Annotated in this window: 19 protein-coding genes; 10 read left to right on the top strand and 9 right to left on the bottom strand. The window is 68.6% G+C overall.

Translation table 11 applies throughout. The features are described 5' to 3' along the window. Positions 1-125: 125 nt before the first annotated feature. On the bottom strand, positions 126-836 hold the full coding sequence (locus BLQ03_RS02975) for a rhomboid family intramembrane serine protease (protein WP_090752561.1): 711 nt from the start codon (positions 834-836) through the stop codon (positions 126-128). An 80-nt stretch (positions 837-916) separates the two neighbouring features. Here BLQ03_RS02975 and trpS point away from each other — a divergent pair, with 80 nt between their 5' ends. After that, positions 917-1936: a tryptophan--tRNA ligase gene (gene trpS, locus BLQ03_RS02970; protein WP_090752559.1), complete on the top strand. Its 1020-nt coding sequence runs from the start codon at positions 917-919 to the stop codon at positions 1934-1936. 106 nt (positions 1937-2042) lie between these two features. Here trpS and arsC read toward each other — a convergent pair whose 3' ends face one another. Then, positions 2043-2432, bottom strand: coding sequence for an arsenate reductase (glutaredoxin) (gene arsC, locus BLQ03_RS02965; protein ID WP_090752558.1), 390 nt, complete (start codon positions 2430-2432; stop codon positions 2043-2045). Between the two features lie 21 nt (positions 2433-2453). Beyond that, positions 2454-3533 carry a PA0069 family radical SAM protein gene (locus BLQ03_RS02960; RefSeq protein ID WP_425415712.1) on the bottom strand — a complete coding sequence of 360 codons (1080 nt, stop codon included), beginning with the start codon at positions 3531-3533 and terminating at the stop codon, positions 2454-2456. Between the two features lie 121 nt (positions 3534-3654). Between BLQ03_RS02960 and BLQ03_RS02955 the strand changes: the two genes are divergently transcribed. Further along, on the top strand, positions 3655-3840 hold the full coding sequence (locus BLQ03_RS02955; RefSeq protein WP_090752555.1) for a hypothetical protein: 186 nt from the start codon (positions 3655-3657) through the stop codon (positions 3838-3840). Positions 3841-3844: 4 nt separating this feature from the next. On the opposite strand, the gene BLQ03_RS02950 is transcribed toward BLQ03_RS02955, so the two are convergent. The 4 genes from BLQ03_RS02950 to BLQ03_RS02935 all read right to left on the bottom strand — a co-directional run bounded on the left by BLQ03_RS02950 (position 3845) and on the right by BLQ03_RS02935 (position 6516). Next, positions 3845-4447: an HNH endonuclease gene (locus tag BLQ03_RS02950; protein ID WP_090752553.1), complete on the bottom strand. Its 603-nt coding sequence runs from the start codon at positions 4445-4447 to the stop codon at positions 3845-3847. A gap of 148 nt (positions 4448-4595) precedes the next feature. Then, the gene (locus BLQ03_RS02945; RefSeq protein WP_090752550.1) at positions 4596-5246 is read right to left on the bottom strand and encodes an alpha/beta hydrolase; all 651 of its coding nucleotides are present in this window, start codon (positions 5244-5246) and stop codon (positions 4596-4598) included. Next, the gene (locus tag BLQ03_RS02940) at positions 5243-5872 is read right to left on the bottom strand and encodes a DNA-3-methyladenine glycosylase family protein (protein WP_175558752.1); all 630 of its coding nucleotides are present in this window, start codon (positions 5870-5872) and stop codon (positions 5243-5245) included. Before BLQ03_RS02940 ends, BLQ03_RS02945 begins: the two co-directional genes overlap by 4 nt. Next, on the bottom strand, positions 5869-6516 hold the full coding sequence (locus BLQ03_RS02935) for a GntR family transcriptional regulator (protein ID WP_090752547.1): 648 nt from the start codon (positions 6514-6516) through the stop codon (positions 5869-5871). Before BLQ03_RS02935 ends, BLQ03_RS02940 begins: the two co-directional genes overlap by 4 nt. A gap of 65 nt (positions 6517-6581) precedes the next feature. Here BLQ03_RS02935 and BLQ03_RS02930 point away from each other — a divergent pair, with 65 nt between their 5' ends. The 5 genes from BLQ03_RS02930 (at position 6582) to BLQ03_RS02910 (ending at position 11432) form a co-directional block, all read left to right on the top strand. Further along, a complete protein-coding gene (locus tag BLQ03_RS02930; protein WP_245688652.1) occupies positions 6582-7367 on the top strand; it encodes a pyrimidine 5'-nucleotidase in 786 nt (261 codons plus the stop codon). After that, complete coding sequence (locus tag BLQ03_RS02925) at positions 7354-7590, top strand: hypothetical protein (protein ID WP_090752544.1); 237 nt, start codon at positions 7354-7356, stop codon at positions 7588-7590. Before BLQ03_RS02930 ends, BLQ03_RS02925 begins: the two co-directional genes overlap by 14 nt. A gap of 5 nt (positions 7591-7595) precedes the next feature. Beyond that, the gene (locus tag BLQ03_RS02920; RefSeq protein ID WP_090752541.1) at positions 7596-8786 is read left to right on the top strand and encodes a UbiH/UbiF family hydroxylase; all 1191 of its coding nucleotides are present in this window, start codon (positions 7596-7598) and stop codon (positions 8784-8786) included. Between the two features lie 127 nt (positions 8787-8913). Beyond that, on the top strand, positions 8914-9936 hold the full coding sequence (gene ilvC / locus BLQ03_RS02915; protein ID WP_090752538.1) for a ketol-acid reductoisomerase: 1023 nt from the start codon (positions 8914-8916) through the stop codon (positions 9934-9936). A 236-nt stretch (positions 9937-10172) separates the two neighbouring features. After that, complete coding sequence (locus tag BLQ03_RS02910) at positions 10173-11432, top strand: AI-2E family transporter (RefSeq protein ID WP_090752535.1); 1260 nt, start codon at positions 10173-10175, stop codon at positions 11430-11432. Between the two features lie 10 nt (positions 11433-11442). Here the strand turns inward: BLQ03_RS02910 and BLQ03_RS02905 are convergent, their stop codons facing one another. Then, the gene (locus BLQ03_RS02905) at positions 11443-11700 is read right to left on the bottom strand and encodes a DUF333 domain-containing protein (protein ID WP_090752533.1); all 258 of its coding nucleotides are present in this window, start codon (positions 11698-11700) and stop codon (positions 11443-11445) included. Positions 11701-11787: 87 nt separating this feature from the next. Further along, positions 11788-15261 carry a DNA polymerase III subunit alpha gene (gene dnaE / locus BLQ03_RS02900; RefSeq protein WP_090752530.1) on the bottom strand — a complete coding sequence of 1158 codons (3474 nt, stop codon included), beginning with the start codon at positions 15259-15261 and terminating at the stop codon, positions 11788-11790. A gap of 191 nt (positions 15262-15452) precedes the next feature. Here dnaE and BLQ03_RS02895 point away from each other — a divergent pair, with 191 nt between their 5' ends. Genes BLQ03_RS02895 through BLQ03_RS02885 form a run of 3 tightly spaced genes read left to right on the top strand, consistent with a single transcriptional unit; the run spans position 15453 to position 18917 of the window. After that, on the top strand, positions 15453-16976 hold the full coding sequence (locus tag BLQ03_RS02895) for an ABC transporter ATP-binding protein (protein WP_245688651.1): 1524 nt from the start codon (positions 15453-15455) through the stop codon (positions 16974-16976). Next, positions 16963-18039: an ABC transporter permease gene (locus tag BLQ03_RS02890; RefSeq protein WP_090752528.1), complete on the top strand. Its 1077-nt coding sequence runs from the start codon at positions 16963-16965 to the stop codon at positions 18037-18039. The genes BLQ03_RS02895 and BLQ03_RS02890 overlap by 14 nt, the downstream gene beginning before the upstream one ends. Continuing rightward, positions 18036-18917 carry an ABC transporter permease gene (locus BLQ03_RS02885; protein WP_090752526.1) on the top strand — a complete coding sequence of 294 codons (882 nt, stop codon included), beginning with the start codon at positions 18036-18038 and terminating at the stop codon, positions 18915-18917. Before BLQ03_RS02890 ends, BLQ03_RS02885 begins: the two co-directional genes overlap by 4 nt. Positions 18918-18922 lie beyond the last annotated feature (5 nt).

Raw genomic sequence — 18922 nt, 5'->3', positions numbered from 1 at the left:
GCGAAGAAGAATGTACCGGGGCAGCGCTCTGTCATTCTCCTTTGGCCAAATATCCCACGGGGGCGCGGGGGTGTGAAACCCCCGCCCGCAACGGTGCAGCAAGGACCGCCGCGACGATCCGAAAGCTACCTCTGGCGGATGCGCCGGCGGACGCGGCCCATGCCGCCGGGGATCAGGACAAAGGACAGCAGGAAGCCGATCACGAAGCCGGACACCTCGGCGATCCAGTTCTTGCCCGCGCCGCCAAAGGCAATGCCGAAGACAAGCTGGAACAGCAGCAGCATCCCGATCAGGGTGAAGGCGCGCAGCTGGTTGGCGTTCTCCTCGCCCAGCCGGGTCCAGAGCAGGAAGGTGAAGGCGCCGAGGAGGCCATAAACAGGCGCATAACCTCCGACCAGCGGGTCGAAGCGGACCATCGGCAGGAAGCCCGCAACCAGCGAATAGACCGCCGCGCCGCCGATGGCCGAGGCGAAGAAGAGCGCGACCACTGCCCCCGGGCGGAAGACCCGCGCCACCATGTTCCCCAGCGCCAGCAGGAAAACGAGGACGAAGATCGCATGGGTCAGCGAGTAATGGACGAAGGGATAGGTGAGCAGCCGGTAAAGCTGGGCCCCCGCGACCGAGGAACGGTCAAAGGCGCGCACCAGGAACTCGGGGTTGAAGGCGGTCTGCTCGATGGTGATGCCTCGCGCCGCCTGGCCCGCGTTCACGCCCCCCGCCAGAAAGCCCAGGCGGCCAAGGCCGAAATAGGCCTCGGCCGCGATGATGGGCATGGCCAGCAGCCACAGCACGGCGGGAAGGCTGTTGACGGGGCTTTCGTTCATTCCGGCGCGCATCGGGGTCCTTTCCGGCGCGGTTGCGCCCACAGGACTCAAGCGGTAATCCGGCCGCGACGGTTTTTCCAGCAGGCAGCAGCATGGCACGCGTCCACACCCCGCGCATCTTTTCAGGCATCCAGCCGTCGGGAGGGCTGACGCTGGGCAACTATCTCGGCGCCCTGCGCCGCTTTGTCGAAAAGCAGGGGCAGGTCGAGACGATCTACTGCCTCGTGGACCTGCACGCCATCACCGTCTGGCAGGAGCCCGAGCGGCTGCGCCACCAGACGCGCGAGGCCGCGGCGGCCTTCCTTGCGGCAGGCATCGATCCGGCGCAGTCGGTCCTGTTCGTGCAAAGCCACGTGCCCGCCCATGCCGAGCTTGGCTGGATGCTGTCCTGCGTGGCCCGTGTCGGCTGGATGAACCGCATGACCCAGTTCAAGGACAAGGCCGGCAAGAACGCCGAGGCTGTCAGCCTTGGCCTTTACGCCTATCCGGCGCTGATGGCGGCGGACATCCTCGCTTACCGCGCGACCCATGTGCCGGTGGGCGAGGACCAGAAGCAGCATGTCGAGCTGACCCGCGACATCGCGGCCAAGTTCAACCATGACTATGGCACAGACTTCTTCCCCTCGCCCGAGCCGGTGATCGAGGGGGCGGCGACCCGCGTCATGAGCTTGCGCGACGGGACCAAGAAGATGTCCAAGTCCGACCCTTCGGACGCGAGCCGCATCAACCTGACCGACGACGCCGACGCCATCGCCCAGAAGATCCGCAAGGCGCGCACGGATGCCGAGCCTCTGCCGGGGTCGATGGAGGGGCTGAAAGACCGGCCCGAGGCGCGCAACCTCGTCAACATCCACGCGGCGCTGTCGGGCGAAACGCCGGACGCGGTGCTGGCGCGGTTCGAGGGCCAGGGCTTCGGCGCCTTCAAGCCGGCACTGGCCGATCTGGCCGTGTCGGTGCTGGAGCCGATCACACGGCGGATGAACGAGCTGATGGGCGATCCCGCCGAGATCGACCGCATCCTGCTGGCGGGCGCCGAGAAGGCCGACGCCATCGCCTCGCCCATCGTGGCCGAGGCGCGCGAGATCATGGGGATGATCCGGGGCGCGCGCTAAGGCCGGGGCTGCCGCCCTCGCTGCGGGGGTGAATGGGGCCCCACCCCCATTCACCCCCGCGGATATTTTGGCGAAGAAGAACCGGCCTGCGACGCGGCTCGCAGTGTCAGGTAGCCGACGGGCTGTCCTGCGTCGAGGATGTCGGCGGGTTCGCCATGATCTCGAAGACTCGCTCGGGCGGACGGCAGAGACGGGTGCCGAGGGGCGTCCGCACGAAGGGGCGCTCCAGCAGGATCGGATGCGCCATGATCGAGTCGAGAAGCTGATCCTCGGTCAGGTCCGGGTCGTCAAGCCCGAGGTCGTCATAAGGCGTGTTCCGGCGGCGCAGCGCCTGCCGGACCGTCAGGCCGGCATCGGTGATCCACTGGCGCAGCGTTTCCCGATCGGGCGGGGTCCTGCGGTAGTCGATGACCATGGGGGCCTCTCCACCGTCCTGCAGCATCTGCAGCACGCGGCGCGAGGTCGAGCAACTGGAGTTATGCCAGATCGTCGTCATGGGTCCAGCCTGCCCGGAACGTCAGAACAGCGCAAGCTGGTCGCCCGCGCGCGGGGGCGGGGCGAAGCGGCTGGCATCCAGCGGCGGGCTTTCGCGGTCGTAGCCCAGCCGCCTGCGGGCCAGGCGGAAGCGCTGGTGCATCAGCTTGGCCTCGGGGCCTTCGCCGCGCATCCGGTGGCCGAAGCGGGGGTCGTTGTCACGCCCGCCGCGCATGGCCTGGATGCGGGACATCACATGGGCCGCGCGACCGGGATGGTGGCGGTCCAGCCAATCGCGGAACAGGGGTGCCACCTCGTGCGGCAGGCGGATCGGGATCATGCTGGCAGTCGCGGCGCCCGCAGCCCGCGCGGCGGCCAGAAGCGCTTCGATCTCGTGGTCCGTCAGCGCCGGGATCATGGGCGACAGCATGACGCGGACACGCACGCCCGCATCCGCCAGCGCCCGGATCATGCCCAGGCGGGTCGCCGGGGCGGGTGCGCGCGGCTCCATCTGCCGGGCCAGCCCTGCGTCCAGCGTCGTCAGCGAGACGCCGACGAAGACCTGCCCGCGCGCGGCCATGGCCGCGATCAGGTCGAGGTCGCGCAGGATCGTCCTCCCGCGTGTCACGATGCTGAGCGGGTGGTTCCAGTCGTGCATCATCTGCAGGCAGGCGCGCAGGATCCCAAGCCGCGCTTCCACCGGCTGGTAGGGATCGGTGTTGGTGCCGAAGGCAATGGGGGCGACGGCATAGCCCGACCGGGCGATCTCGGCCTGCAGCAGACGCGCGGCATCGGGCTTGGCGGTGATCCGCGTTTCGAAATCCAGTCCCGGCGAGAGGCCGAGGAAGGCATGGGTCGGCCGGGCGAAGCAGTAGATGCACCCATGCTCGCAACCGCGATAAGGGTTCACCGAGCGATCAAAGGGAACGTCGGGCGAATCGTTGCGGGTGATGATCCGGCGCGGGGTCTCGGCCGTGACCTCGGTGCGCAGCAGCACCTCGTCCGGCGGACTGTCCCAGCCATCGGGTTCGCGCAGGGTCCGGTAAGGTTCGAACCGTCCCGCGGGGCGGTGGGCGGCGCCGCGGGCCTTGAGTATCTGGTCGGGGTCACGCGGCGGCAGCATGATCCAAGTCTGGAACATTAAGCGAACAGTGACAAGTCCGCGCTCATGGAACGTTTGCGGCCCATCGCGGCTTTTCATTCGGTGCGTCAGGTCACATATTCGGACCGTAGAGGAGGACGCGATGCCCCTGCCCCATTTCCTTCTGCTGGTCGCAGCCGTGATCCTGACGGCGGGCGCGACGCTGGTTCTCGCGCTGGTCATGGGGGTGCCGCTGCAGGCGCTGGCCCTGGCCGCGGGGATCGCGGCGGTGGTGGTGCATCTGTCGGCGCGCATCGGCAACGGGCCGCGCCACACGCCCGACGCCTGAGCCCTCAGCTTTCCAGCTCGGCATCCCAGTAAAGATAATCCATCCAGCTGACATGCAGGTGGTTCGGCGGGAAGCGCCGGCCGATGGCGTGCATCTCTTCGGTGGTGGGGCGGCGCGGCGCGCGCTTCAGCCGCAGACCCGAGGCGCGCAGGCTCTTGTTCGCCTTCCTGAGGTTGCAGGGCGAACAGGCCGCCACGACGTTTTCCCAGGCCGTGGTGCCGCCGCGTGACCGGGGCACGACATGATCGAAGGTCAGGTCGCCGCGCGATCCGCAATACTGACAGCAGAATTCGTCCCGCAGAAAAAGATTGAAGCGCGTGAATGCCACGCGCTTCCTGGGTTTCACATAATCCTTCAGCACCACGACCGAGGGGATGCGTATGGTCTCCCTCTGGCTTCGCACAACCTCGTCATATTCGGCGAGGATCAGGACGCGGTCCAGACACACCGCCTTGATCGTTTCCTGCCAGGGCCACAGCGACAGGGGATAATAGCTGAGCGGACGGTAATCTGCGTTCAGCACCAATGCGGGGTTGCGGCGCAACGCGGCAGGGTCGCGCACGAACTGGCTGCGGAAATCGCCGTCGACATTCGGGTCGTCAAGCATCCGGTCTGTCCCCCCGCCATGACGCCTCAGGACTTTTCGCCGACTATATTGGGCGGCGGCGTCCTGACAAGGCTTCGGATAGGGGCGGGTATCGGGGGCGGTCGTAACCGTTGCGTGACGGTGACGCGACGCGGGGGTGACGCAGGCGTCAGCCCAGCGCCTCGCGCACGAAGCCCAGCGCCGCACCCAAGCCATCGGGCGAGATGCCGTGGCCCGTGCCGCGCATGGTATGGGTGGTCACGGTGAAGTTTGCGCCCGACAGCGCCCGTTCTGCCAGACCCATGTCCGCGAAGGGCACCATCTGGTCCTGATCGCCGTGCAGCAGCATGACCGGCGGGCGGACCCTGACCTGGCCCAGCAGTTCGGGCGCGAGCAGCCGGCCGGAAAAGCCGACGATCCCCGCCACCGCATCATCCCGGCGCGGCAGGATGTGCAGCGCCATCATGGTGCCCTGCGAGAAGCCCACCACCACCATGCGATCCGCGCCCAGCCCCTCGCGCGCAAGCACACCGTCGAGGAAGGCGTTCACGTCGCCGATGGACTTCTCCATCGAGGCGCGGGCCTGCGCTTCGGTCGAGCCGTCGAGCCAGGGGATCGGAAACCACTGGAAGCCGAAGGGATTGTTGCGGCAGGGCTCGGGCGCGTTCGGCGCGTAGAAGGCGGTGTCGGGCAGATAGCGCCCCAGCGGATCGGCCAGCCCCAGCAGGTCCGCGCCATCCGCGCCATAGCCGTGCAGGAAGACGATGACCGAGCCCGCCTTCTCGGGGCCGCGGCGGCCCGATTGCAACTCGCGCGTCATGTCACTCCCTCGCGTCCCTTGGCGACGTGGTAATAGGCCCAGAGCCCCCGCGCCGCAACCGCGCGCCAAGGCGCCCAGGGGCGCGCAAGCTCGGCCAGCGCACGACCCTTGGGGCGTTCGGCCAAGCCATACATCAGCCGCGCGGCCTCTTGCAGGGCGAGGTCGTCGGGCGCAAAGGTATCCGCCCGGCCCAGCGCGAAGATCAGGTACATCTCGGCCGTCCAGCGCCCGATGCCGGGCAGTGCCGTCAGGGTGGCGCTGACCTCCTCGTCGGGCATGAGCCGCAGGGCGTCGAAGTCGATTCCCGCTTCCGCCAGCGCCCGCAGGTAGCGCACCTTCTGCCCCGACAGCCCGCAGGCGCGCAGCGCGGCGTCGTCGGCCGCCATGATCGTCCCGGGGACGTCCAGACCCGCTGCCGCGAGCCGCGCCGAGATGGAGGCCGCGGCGGCCGTGGAAATCTGCTGCGAGACGATGGCCGACATCAGCGCGCCGAAGCCGTCGGCGCGCCGGCGCAGCGGCAGGGGGCCAAGCTGCGGAAGCACCTGCGCCCATACGGGGCAGACCGAGGCCAGATGCGCCGCGCCTTCGGCCAGGTCGGCATCGGACGCGATCACGCGCAGGCTCACTTGCGGCCCTGCTCGATGGTGCTGGCCCAGGCGCGGGCGGATTCCATCAGCCGCGTCTCGAAGGCCGTCGAGATGTGGTTGCGCAGCGCCTTTTCCGCCGCATCCCCGTCGCCCGAGGCGATGGCGTCGACGATCTCGCGGTGCTCGGCTAGAGACCGCAGACCCCGGCCCTCGGCGGCGAGCGACGTGCGTGCCATCAGCGCCATGGTCCGGTGCACGATGTCGAGCTGCTGGACAAGATAGCGGTTGTGCGAGGCGAGGTGGATCTGGTGGTGGAAGCGGCGGTTCGCGCGGCTGAGCGCCTGGGGGTCGTCCACGACGCGGTGGTCGTCCTCGACCATCTGGCCCAGGACCCGCACCTCCTCGCGCGTGGCATGGCGCGCGGCCAGCCGCGCGGCCAGCGCCTCAAGCTCGGTGCGCACGGTGTAAAGCTCGGCCAACTGGTTGTGGTCCAGCGTGGCCACGATCAGGCTGCGGCCGTCGCGGGTCAGCATGGACTGGGTTTCCAGCCGCTGCAGGGCCTCGCGCACGGGGGTGCGGCTGACGCCGAAGCGCTCGGCCAGTTCCGATTCGACCAGCCGGTCGCCCGGACGGTAGGTGCCGTCGTCGATCGCCGACAGGATCAGGCTGTATGCATCTTTCATCGGGGCAGAGTTGGCCGGGTGCCCCCGCGATTGCAAGGCCGCAGCGTCCGCGTTAGCCCTCGTTCATGGATACGCCCTTCATGCGCCCCCTGCGCGACATCGACACCGCCGCCCTGCAGGCGGATTTCGCCGGCGTGGACGCCTGGATCTTCGACCTGGACAACACGCTGTACTCGCCGGAGATGCGGCTGTTCTCGCAGATCGAGGCGCGAATGACGGCCTATGTCCAGCGCCTTCTGGACGTGGATGCCACCGAGGCCGACCGCCTGCGCGCCCATTACTGGCGCGAGCATGGGACGACGCTGGCAGGCCTCATGGCCCATCACGGCATCGACCCCGAGACCTACCTGGCCGAGGTCCACGACATCGACTTCACCGCCCTGACGCCGGAACCCGCGCTGGCGCAGGCGATCCGGGCGCTGCCGGGGCTGAAGATCATCCACACCAACGCCGACGCGGCTTACGCGGGCCGGGTGCTTGCACGGCGCGAACTGGGCGTCTTCGACGCCATCCACGGCATCGGAGAGGTCGGATACCATCCGAAACCCGACCCGCGCTCCTTTGCCGCAGTCCTTCGCGCGCATGGCCTCGACCCCACCCGCTGCGCCATGTTCGAGGACGATCCACGCAACCTCGAAGTGCCGTTTTCCTTGGGAATGCGCACGGTTCTGGTCGGCGCGGGCCGCCACGGTCCCGACGAGCTGGCCGAGGATCACAGCCATGGAAGCCACGTCCTGTGGCACACCCGCGACATCGTGGCATTCCTGCCTGCGCTTGCGGCGGCCCTTGGCGCCGTGGCAAGTTCGCAGCCAAATCCGTCAACAGCCGAGGCCGACCATGAGCCGCACTGAAACCTCTGCCGAGCACCTTGCTTCTGCGCTCAGCCCCGATGCCGAGATGCAGACGCAGAAGGAACGCATCCTCGCCGCCCGCATCCTCGTCATCCTGGCGCTGGTGGTGGTGCTGGTGATCGTGGTCGTGGCGCTGTTCGGGCTTCCCGCGCTGACCATGATCGCGCTGCTGGCGACCGTCGTCGTCATGGGCCTGCTGATCGCCTACGCGGCCGGGTTCTAGACCCCGTGCCGGGCGCGTCCGTGGATGTCCTGGTTTCCGGCGGCGGCGTCGCCGGGCTGACAGCGGCGGCGGCCTTCGGCGCCTCGGGCCTGAGCGTCCTTTGCGTGGACCCCGCGCCCCCGGTGACGGAAGAAGGCGGCGCGGGCGCCGACCTGCGGACCACGGCCTTCCTGCAACCGTCCGTCGATCTGCTGGCCCGCATCGGATTGTGGGACCGGCTGGCGCCCTATGCCACGCCCCTGCAGGTCATGCGCATCGTGGACGCGGGCGGGGCGGAACCGGTCGCACGGCTGACGCGGGCCTTCGACGCCTCGGAAATCTCGGACAAGCCTTTCGGCTACAACCTGCCCAACTGGCTGCTGCGCCGCGAGATCTCGGCCCGGCTGGGGGAACTGCCCAATGTCGAGTTCCGGCCCGGCACCGGCACCGCCGGGCTGACGGTGCGCGACGACGCGGCGCTGGTGGACCTGTCGGACGGCAGCCGCACAAGGGCCCGGCTGGTGGTTGCGGCGGACGGGCGCAACTCGCCCGTGCGCGAGGCGCTGGGGATCGGCGTCCGCACCATCCGCTATGGCCAGAAGGCGCTGGCCTTCGCCGTGACGCACGAGATCCCGCACGAGAACATCTCGACCGAGATCCACCGCTGGGGCGGCCCCTTCACGCTGGTTCCCCTGCCCGACCGCGACGGCAAGCCTTCCTCGGCCGTGGTCTGGATGGAACGCGGGACCGAGATCGCGCGGCTGCGGGGCCTGTCCCGCGAAGCCTTCGAGGCCGAACTGAACGCCCGTTCCGCCTGCGTCCTCGGCCACCTGACGCAGGCCACGGGCCTGACCGAATGGCCGATCATCAGCCAGATCGCCGACCGCTACACCGGTCCGCGCACGGCGCTCATCGCCGAGGCCGCCCATGTCGTCCCGCCCATCGGCGCGCAGGGGCTGAACATGAGCCTTGCGGACCTGTCCTCCCTTCTGGACCTGATGACCCCCGATCCGGGCAACCAGGCGGCGCTGGAGCGTTACGCCCGTGCCCGCCGTCCCGAGGCGATGGTCCGCCTGATGGGCATCGACGCGCTGAACCGCGCCAGCATGCTGACCCCCCGCCCCCTGCGCGACCTGCGCGCAGCGGCGCTGGGCGGGCTTTACGCACTCGCCCCCGTGCGCCGGACGATGATGCGCGCCGGGCTGGGGATGCGCTGAGCCGGTGATCCCGCCCTGCGGAAAGCCCTGCCTTTCCTGAGATTGCGCGCGCCGGTGTTCTGGACACCCAAAGATGCGCGGTGTAGGCCCTTGCGCGAAACATCGGGAACCACGAGGGCAGAAAAAGATGCGCGTGTATTATGATCGCGATTGCGACGTCAATCTGATCAAGGACAAGAAGATCGCGATCCTGGGCTATGGCAGCCAGGGCCATGCACATGCGCTGAACCTGCGCGATTCCGGCGCGAAGAACCTGGTCGTCGCGCTGCGCGAAGGCTCGCCGTCGGCGGCCAAGGCCGAAGGCGAGGGCCTGAAGGTCATGGGCATCGCCGAGGCCGCGGCCTGGGCCGACCTGATCATGTTCACCATGCCCGACGAGCTGCAGGCCGAGACCTACAAGAAATACGTCCATGACAACCTGCGCGAGGGCGCGGCGATCGCCTTCGCCCATGGTCTGAACGTCCATTTCGGCCTGATCGAGCCCAAGAAGGGCGTCGACGTCATCATGATGGCCCCCAAGGGTCCCGGCCACACCGTGCGCGGCGAATACGTCAAGGGCGGCGGCGTGCCCTGCCTGGTCGCGGTCCACAATGACGCCTCGGGCAAGGCGATGGACATCGGTCTGTCCTACTGCTCGGCCATCGGCGGCGGCCGCTCGGGCATCATCGAGACGAACTTCCGCGAGGAATGCGAGACCGACCTGTTCGGCGAGCAGGCGGTCCTGTGCGGTGGCCTGGTCGAGCTGATCCGCATGGGCTTCGAGACGCTGGTCGAGGCGGGCTACGAGCCCGAGATGGCCTATTTCGAGTGCCTGCACGAGGTGAAGCTGATCGTAGACCTGATCTACGAGGGCGGCATCGCGAACATGAACTACTCGATCTCGAACACCGCCGAATACGGCGAATATGTCTCGGGCCCGCGCATCCTGCCCTACGAGGAAACCAAGGCCCGGATGAAGGAAGTCCTGCGCGACATCCAGACCGGCAAGTTCGTCCGCGACTTCATGCAGGAAAACGCCGTCGGCCAGCCGTCCTTCAAGGCGACTCGCCGCATCAACGACGAGCACCAGATCGAGCAGGTCGGCGCCAAGCTGCGCGAGATGATGCCCTGGATCTCGAAGGGCAAGATGGTGGACCGCGCGCGGAACTGATCGCGCTTGCGGCACCGCCGGACCGGGGCTCTGCCCCTTCGTCGTATACGACGGTTCCGGAATATTTCAGCGAAGACGAAGGGCGCCCATCGCGGCGCCCTTCTTCTTTTGCAGTCGTCTGCGGGGCTCCAGCCAAATTCTTGTTAATCCTGCGGTTTCCTGCCCGGCGCGGCCCGGTCGCGGGAACCTTCCCGGGAAGCGGCGGTTTGACCCCGACACAAGCCGAGGAGCGGATCATGGTCGATGGAAGCAGCCCCCCCCGACTGGACGAGGAGCAAGGGGTGCCCTCGGAAGCCTCGGGACAGCGGCCTGCGATCCGCACCATTCTTCTGGTCATCGTCGCGCTGGTCCTTGCCGGCTGGGCGCTGCAGGCGATGTCCAGCGTCTTTGTCCCGCTGGTCGCCTCGATCATGATCGCGCTGGCCGTCATGCCGGTGCGGGACTGGGTGCAGCGCAAGGTGTCCCGGAGGTTCGGCTGGGTGGGCGTGGTGGCGGCCATGACGTTGCTGCTGCTGGTGGTCGGGCTGTTCTTCGGCGCGCTCTGGCTGGCCGCCCAGCAGGTGATCGCCCAGGTCCCCGGCGGCACCGAGCAGATCACGCAGGTCATCGAGCAGGCCATGCCGCAGGAAGAGGCCGAGGCGCAGGGCGGGACCGAGGCGCAGCCACCCCAAGGTGACGCCGGGTCCAGCCTGCCGCTGGGCCTGCCCTCGGCCGTGGCAGAGCCGGGCGCCTCGGCCCAGGTGTCGCAGGCCGGGCAAGGGTCGGGTGGCGAAGCCGCCGGCGGCCTTGCCTCGCGCTTCGGCGACACCCTGGTCAGCGTCCTGACACGGGTGGCCAAGACCCTGCTTGGGTCTGCCGTGGGGATCGTGTCGGCTCTGGTCGTGATCTTCTTCCTGACGCTGCTGATCCTGATCGAAAGCCGGGACTGGGGCCGGAAGATTTCCACGATCACCCACTGGCGCACGGAATGGCGGCTGACCGAATCCGCCGAGGTGATCGCCCAGAAGGTGCGCGCCTACCTGCTGATCCGCGGAGTCCTCGGATTGGCCACCGCCGCTCTTTACGGGCTGTGGCTGTGGTTCTTCGGCGCGGGGCTGATCTTCGTCTGGGCGCTGCTGACCTTTCTTCTGAACTTCATCCCCACGGTCGGGTCCATCATCGCGGGGCTGCTGCCGGTCATCTATGTCGTTGCCACGCAGGATCTGGGCACGGCGGTGGCGGTGGGGGCGGGCCTGCTGGTGATCGAGCAGGTCATGGGCAACTTCATCGACCCCAAGGTGTCGGGCAACCGGATCTCGGTCTCGCCGCTGGTGGTGCTGGTGGGGCTGCTGTTCTGGTCCTGGATCTGGGGCATTCCCGGCGCGCTGCTGGCGGCGCCCGTCACCGTGGCGCTGGTCGTGCTGGGGGCGCATGTGCCGATCCTGCGCCCCTGGGCCCTGCTGCTGTCGGACCGCACGGACATGGAAGGCCTGACCGAGGCCACGCGCCCCAAGTAGGGGCGCGCTCTTAAAGGTCGTTGTGGCTGTTCAGCAGGGCGGCCGCGCTGACAGTCCGGCCGTCGCGCGTCCGGCACAGGTCCGCGCGCCGCCCTTGCGAGACGCGGGGGATCACCGTCCCGCCCGTCCCCTGGCAGTAAAGCGCCGCCGGATCGACCAGCGCGGCGGGCGGGACGGCGCCCGTCGTACGAGGCGCAGGGCTGCCACAGGCGGCAACCAGCAGGGCCGCGGCACCGGCGAGGGATGCATGGATCAGGCGTCGGGGCATGGCATCGGTCCTTTCACGTCGCACGGGTCCGCAGGTCTGGGCGTGGCGCCTACCCTGCCCCGATTTGGGCCGGAGGGGCAACCGGCCCTATTCCTCGGTCACGTCGATCACCCCCTCGACCGCGCGAAGGGCCTGGCGCATCTTGGGCGTGACCGGCACGTCCGGGGCGACCTCGACATCATAGACGGTGTTGCCCTCGCGCACCCGCATCAGCAGGGGACCGCGGCCCTTGGCCGAGACCGCGATCTCGGCGCTGGTTTCGCGCAGCCGGTTCAGCACCGCGAGGGCCGTCCTCGGGTCCGCGACCTCGACTGCCAGCAGGCCTGAGCCTGCGTCGGCCACCGCTTCCTCCAGCGACTGGACGGACCGGGCGAGCATCTTCACCTGGTCGCCCGAGGGCTCGGCATTGACCGTCAGCAGGACGTTCATCCCCGGTTCCAGCAGCGAACGGTGGGCGTCCAGCACGTCCGAGAAGACCGTGGCCTCGTAAAGCCCGGTCGGGTCGGAGAGCGTTACGAAGGCATAGCGCGTGCCCTTGGCGGATTTCTTTTCCGCCCGCGCCGCGACCGTTCCGGCAATCTGCGCGACCATCGGCCCCTCGGCGCAGGCGGCCTGCACCTCGGCCAGCGTCATCGCACCCTTGCGCTTCAACGCCGGGACATAATCGTCCAGCGGGTGGCCCGACAGGTAGAAGCCGATGGCCGTGCGCTCCTCGGCCAGCTTCTCGGCGGGCATCCAGACGGAGGCCAGCGCGGGACGCGGCGGCGGCAGGTCCTCGCCGCCCCCGAACAGCGAGGACTGGCTGGACTGCGCGGCCTCCTGCACCGCCGTGGACCAGGCGACCAGCGAGTCCAGTGACTTGAGGACGCGGGCGCGGTTGTTGTCCAACTCGTCAAAGGCCCCTGCCCGCGCCAGGATCTCCAGCGCGCGCTTGCCGATCTGGCGCATGGGGACGCGGCGGGCAAAGTCGGTCAGGTCGCGGAAGGGCCTGTCGCCCCGCGCGGCCACCAGCGTCTTCATCGCCTCGACGCCCACGTTCTTCAGCGCGCCCAGCGCATAGACGATGCGCCCTTCGCGGACGCTGAAGCGCGGCTGGCTGCGGTTGACGCAAGGCGGGATCACCTCGATCCCCATGCGGTCCACCTCGCGGCGGTAGATTGCCAGCTTGTCGGTCAGGTGGATATCGCAGTTCATCACGGCGGCCATGAACTCGACGGGGTGGTTCGCCTTCAGCCAGGCGGTCTGGTAGCTGACCACCGCATAGGCGGCCGCGTGGGACTTGTTGAAGCCGTAGTTGGCGAATTTCTCCAGCAGGTCGAAGACCTCGCCCGCCTTCTTCTCGTCCACCCCTTGGGCCTTGCAGCCCTCGACGAACTTGGGGCGTTCCTTCGCCATCTCCTCGGCGATCTTCTTGCCCATGGCGCGGCGCAGAAGGTCGGCGCCGCCAAGCGAATAGCCCGCCATGACCTGCGCGATCTGCATCACCTGTTCCTGGTAGACGATGATGCCCTGCGTCTCGGCCAGGATGTGGTCGATGGTCGGGTGGATCGATTCCAGCGGCCGGACGCCGTTCTTCACGTCGCAATAGACCGGGATGTTCTCCATCGGCCCCGGACGATAGAGCGCGACCAGCGCCACGATGTCCTCGATGCAAGTCGGACGCATGCGCCGCAGCGCGTCCATCATGCCCGAGCTTTCGACCTGGAACACCGCGACCGTGCGGGCCGAGGCGAAAAGCTGATAGGTCGCCTCGTCGTCCAGCGGGATGAGGTTGATCTCGTCCACCGCGCCTGCGGGCGGCTCGTAGAGTTGGCGCCCGTCGGCCGCGATATGCAGGTGCCGCCCGCCCGCGCGGATCAGGTCCACGGCGTTCTGGATCACCGTCAGGGTCTTGAGGCCGAGGAAGTCGAACTTCACCAGCCCGGCCTGCTCCACCCACTTCATGTTGTACTGCGTGGCCGGCATGTCGGACGCCGGGTCGCGGTAGAGCGGCACCAGCTGGTCCAGCGGCCGGTCACCGATCACGACGCCCGCCGCGTGGGTCGAGGCGTTGCGGTAGAGCCCCTCGACCTGCGCGGCATAGTCGAGCATCCGCTTGACGTTTTCCTCGGCCGCCGCCGCCTCGCGCAGGCGCGGCTCGTCGGCCAGCGCCTTGGTGATCGAGACGGGCTTCACGCCTTCCACCGGGATCATCTTCGACAGCTTGTCGCGCTGGGTGAAGCCCATGCCGAGGACGCGGCCCACGTCATGGACGGCGGCCTTGGACAGCAACGCGCCGAAGGTGATGATCTGGCCCACCTTCTCGCGCCCGTATTTCTGGCAGACGTAGTCAATGACCTCTTCCCGCCGGTCCATGCAGAAGTCGATGTCGAAGTCGGGCATCGAGACGCGCTCGGGGTTCAGGAAGCGCTCGAACAGCAGCGAATAGCGCAGGGGGTCGAGGTCGGTGATCGTCAGCGCATAGGCCACCAGCGACCCCGCGCCCGAGCCCCGGCCCGGCCCGACCGGGATGCCCTGCCCCTTGGCCCATTTGATGAAGTCCGCGACGATCAGGAAGTAGCCGGGGAAGCCCATCTGCTCGATGATGCCGAGTTCGAAATCGAGCCGGGCGTTGTAGTTCTCGACGCTGACGGCATGGGGGATGACGGCAAGCCGGGCGGCCAGCCCCTCGCGCGCCTGTCGGCGCAGTTCCTCGACCTCGTCGTCGGCAAAGCGGGGCAGGATCGGCTTGTGCTTGGAAACGGCAAAGGCGCAGCGCTGCGCGATTTCGACCGTGTTGGCGGTGGCCTCGGGCAGGTCGGCGAAGAGGACCAGCATGTCCTTTTCCGACTTGAAGTCGTGGTTTGCCGTGAGGCGGCGGCGCGGGGTGGACTGGTCCACCATCGCCCGTTCCCGGATGCAGATCAGCGCGTCATGGGCGCCGAACATCTCGGGTTTCGGAAAATAGACGTCGTTCGTCGCCACCAGCGGCAGGTTCAGCGCATAGGCGAGGTCGATCATGCCGCCTTCGCTCGCCAGTTCCGCCTGCATCAGCTGGCCGTTGTCCTGCATGTGGCGCTGGATCTCGACATACAGCCGGTCGCCGAACATACCCGCGAGGTCTCGCAGGTGCGACTCGGCATCCGCCATCTTGCCCGCGGCGACCATCAGTCCAAGCGGGCCGCAGGCGCCGCCGGTCAGGCAGATCAGGCCCTCAGCGTGCTTGCCAAGTTCCGCCATCGTCACATGGGGAAACTCGCGCGGCGGCGTCACGTAAAGGCAGGTGGACAGCGCCATCAGGTTCATCCAGCCCTGCTGGCTCTGCGCCAGCAGCACCACGGGTCCGCACATCGGCCCCGCGTCCAGCGTCATCTGGCAGCCCACGATGGGCTGGATGCCCTCGTCCATGGCCTTCACCGAGAACTCCAGCGCGGCGAACAGCGCATTGGTGTCGGTCAGGGCGACGGCGGGCATGCCGTGCCTGGCGGCCAGGGCCGGCAGCTTCTTGACGGGGATCGCGCCTTCCAGAAGCGAATGCTCGGAATGACAGCGCAGGTGGATGAACTTGGGCAGGTCGGTCATGGGCCGTTGCTAGCACCAGAAAGAGCCACGCAGAAGGTGGCGCTGAAGCTTCCGACGCGGCATACGAGCGCCAGGATTGCCGTCGGGTTCACGAAGACAGTCTTCGCGTGGACCGATATAATCGGCCATCGGAAGGATGATTGTGTGGGCACCGGAACCGGCTAACGTACGAAAAAGACAACGGGGATGGCGTGACGACCAGCGAATTGTTCCGGGCCGACGGCCTGGCGAAGTCCTATCCGGGCGTCCGCGCCAACGACAATGTGTCCTTCTCTGTCGCGCCGGGCGAAATCCATGCGCTGCTGGGTGAAAACGGCGCCGGCAAATCCACTCTCGTCAAGATGATCTATGGCCTCGTGCGCCCTGATCAAGGGCGGATGATGCTGGGGGGCCAGCTTCATGCGCCGGCGGACCCCCGGGCCGCGCGGGCCTCGGGCGTGGGCATGGTGTTCCAGCACTTCAGCCTGTTCGACGCGCTGACGGTGGCCGAGAACATCGCGCTGGGAATGGATTCGCCCCCGCCCCGCGCGGACCTGTCGCGCCGGATCACCGAGGTCAGCGCGGCCTATGGCCTGCCGCTGAACCCCGCCCGCCGCATCGCCAGCCTGTCGGCGGGCGAGCGCCAGCGGGTCGAGATCGTACGCTGCCTTCTGAGCAATCCGCGCCTGCTGATCATGGATGAGCCGACCAGCGTCCTGACCCCGCAGGAGGCCGAGATCCTCTTTGCCACCCTGCGGCAGCTGGCCGCGCAGGGAACCTCGATCCTGTATATCAGCCACAAGCTGGACGAGATCCGCACCCATTGCGACTGCGCGACGATCCTGCGGCAGGGCCGCGTCGTGGGCACCGTGAGCCCGGCCGAGCATTCCGCGCGCGAACTGGCCGCGATGATGGTCGGGGCCGAGATGCGGCTGGTGGACCGCTCGGGCCGTCAGGCGGGCGAGGTCGTGCTGACGGTCGCCGGGCTGACCTCGGCCGCGGGGCTGGAAGGGACGGCGCTGAAGAACGTGGGCTTCCAGGTCCGTGCGGGCGAGATCTTGGGCATCGGCGGTGTCGCCGGCAACGGGCAGGAGGAACTGATCGCCGCCCTGTCCGGCGAGACGACCGGCCGGCCCGGCACCGTGGTCATGGACGGCCGCGACCTGTCGTCCCAAGGCCCCGAGGCCCGGCGCCGTGCGGGCCTGCTGGCCGCACCCGAGGACCGGCTGGGCCACGCGGCGGTCCCCGACATGAGCCTGACCGAGAACGCCATCCTGACCGGGGCGACCCGGCAGGGGTTGCAGAAGAACGGCATCCTCGACCACCGCGCCGCCCGCAGCTTTGCCGAGCGCATCATCGCCGCCTTCGACGTCCGCACACCCGGTCCGGGGACGGCGGCGGGGGCGCTGTCGGGCGGCAACCTGCAGAAATTCGTGATCGGCCGGGAAATCCTGCAGGAGCCCCGCGCGCTGGTCGTGAACCAGCCGACCTGGGGCGTCGATGCGGGCGCGGCCGCCGCGATCCGGCAGGCGCTGCTGGACCTTGCCGGACGGGGGGCGGCGGTCGTCGTCATCAGCCAGGACCTCGACGAGCTGCTCGAACTCTCGGACCGCTTCGCCGCGCTGAACAACGGCGTGCTGTCGCCACCCGTCCCGACCGAGGGGCTGACGCTGGAACAGGTCGGCCTGATGCTGGGCGGCGCGCATGGGATGGAGGTCGCCCATGTTGCGGCTTGAGCCTCGCACCGCCGCGCCTTGGTGGCTGGGCATCGTCTCGCCCGTCATGGCCGTGGTCGCCACGATGATCGTCGGCGGCCTGCTCTTCGCGCTGATGGGCTTCGACCCTGTCGCCTCGATCCGCACGATCTTCTGGGACCCGCTGTTCGGGCCTGCGGCGGGCTATTCGCGCCCGCAGCTGCTGGTGAAGGCCGGTCCGCTGATCCTGATCGCCTCGGGACTCGCCATCGGCTTCCGGGCGGGCATCTGGAACATCGGGGCGGAAGGCCAATACATCATCGGCGGCATCTGCGGCGCGGCGGTGGCGCTGGCCGCCTATCCTGCCGAGGGCTTCTGGATCTTCCCCGCCATGGTCCTGGCGGGGGCGGCCGGGGGCTGGGCCTGGGGCATGATCCCGGCGATCCTGCGCAACCGGACGGGCGCGTCCGAGATCCTCGTCTCGCTGATGCTGGTCTATGTGGCGCAACGGGTCGCGGCCTGGATGGCCTTCGGGCCGATGCGGAACCCGGAAGGCTTCGGGATGCCCGGCTCGCGCAACCTGCAGCAATATCCCCCCGCCTCGAATCCGGAACTGATCGCCGGGACCGGCATCCACTGGGGGGTAATCGCGGCGGCGCTGGCGGTGCTGGCGACCTGGTTCCTGATGAGCCGCCATATCCGCGGCTTCCGCATCCGAGTCGCGGGCCTCGCGCCGCGTGCCGCGCGCTTCGCCGGGGTGCGTCCCGAAACGCTGGTGGCCTTCTGCCTCGGCCTGTCCGGCGCGCTGGCGGGCATGGCGGGGCTCTTCGAGGTGGCGGGCCCCGGCGGGCAGATCACCGACAGCTTCGGCTCGGGCTACGGCTTCACCGCGATCATCGTGGCTTTCTTGGGCCGCCTGCATCCCTTGGGCATCCTGCTGGCCGGGCTGCTGATGGCGCTGACCTACATCGGGGGCGAACTTGCGCAGCTGATGCTGTCCCTACCCGCCGCGACCGTGCAGGTCTTCCAGGGGATGCTGCTGTTTTTCCTGCTCGCGTTCGACACGCTGACCCGATACCGCCTGCGCTGGGGGACCGCGCGATGATCGAATGGACGACCTTCCTGCTGCTTCTGTCCGCCGCGACCCCGATCCTGTTCGCGGCCTTGGGCGAGACCATCGCAGAACGCGCGGGCGTGCTGAACCTCGGCGTCGAAGGGATGATGATCACCGGTGCGCTGGCGGGCTTTGCCGCGGCCCATGCGACCGGCTCGCCCATGGCGGGCTTCGTCGCGGGCGCGGTGGCGGGCGCGGCGCTGTCGCTGATCTTCGGGGGTCTGACGCAATACCTGCTGACCAACCAGGTCGCCACAGGCCTGGCGCTGACCATGTTCGGCCTTGGCCTGACCGCGATGTTCGGCAAGCCCTATGAGGGCGTCAAGGCGCCCTCGATGGCCGGTGGTCCCCTGGGCATCAACTGGGTGATCTGGCTCGGGCTGGTCCTCGTCCCCGTGACCTGGCTGATCCTGAACCGCACCCGTCCCGGCCTGATCCTGCGCGGCGTGGGGGAAAACCACGACGCGGCCCATGCGCTGGGTTACAAGGTGCGCGGCACCCGCATGGCCGCCATCGCCATCGGCGGCGCGTTGGCCGGGGTCGGGGGCGCCTATGTGTCCATCGCGACCGTCCTGCAATGGACCGAAGGCATGACGGCGGGCGCAGGCTGGATCGCGCTCGCCATCGTCGTCTTCGCGGGGTGGAGCCCTTGGGGCGTTCTCGCCGGTGCCTGGCTTTTCGGCGGCGTGACCGTTCTGCAGCTTCGCCTGCAGGCGGCGGGCGTCGCGGTCCCGGTCCAGCTGCTCAGCATGGCCCCCTACCTTGCCACGATCATCGTGCTGGTGATCATATCGGCGCGCCACAAATACGCAGGCGGCGGCGGAACGGCGCCGGGCTCGCTGGGCCGGTCCTTCCACGCGCTGCGATAACAAGT

This window comes from Paracoccus chinensis (assembly GCF_900102885.1).
GTDB classification, from domain to species: Bacteria; Pseudomonadota; Alphaproteobacteria; order Rhodobacterales; family Rhodobacteraceae; genus Paracoccus; species Paracoccus chinensis.
This window is presented reverse-complemented; position numbering and strand designations above follow the sequence as displayed.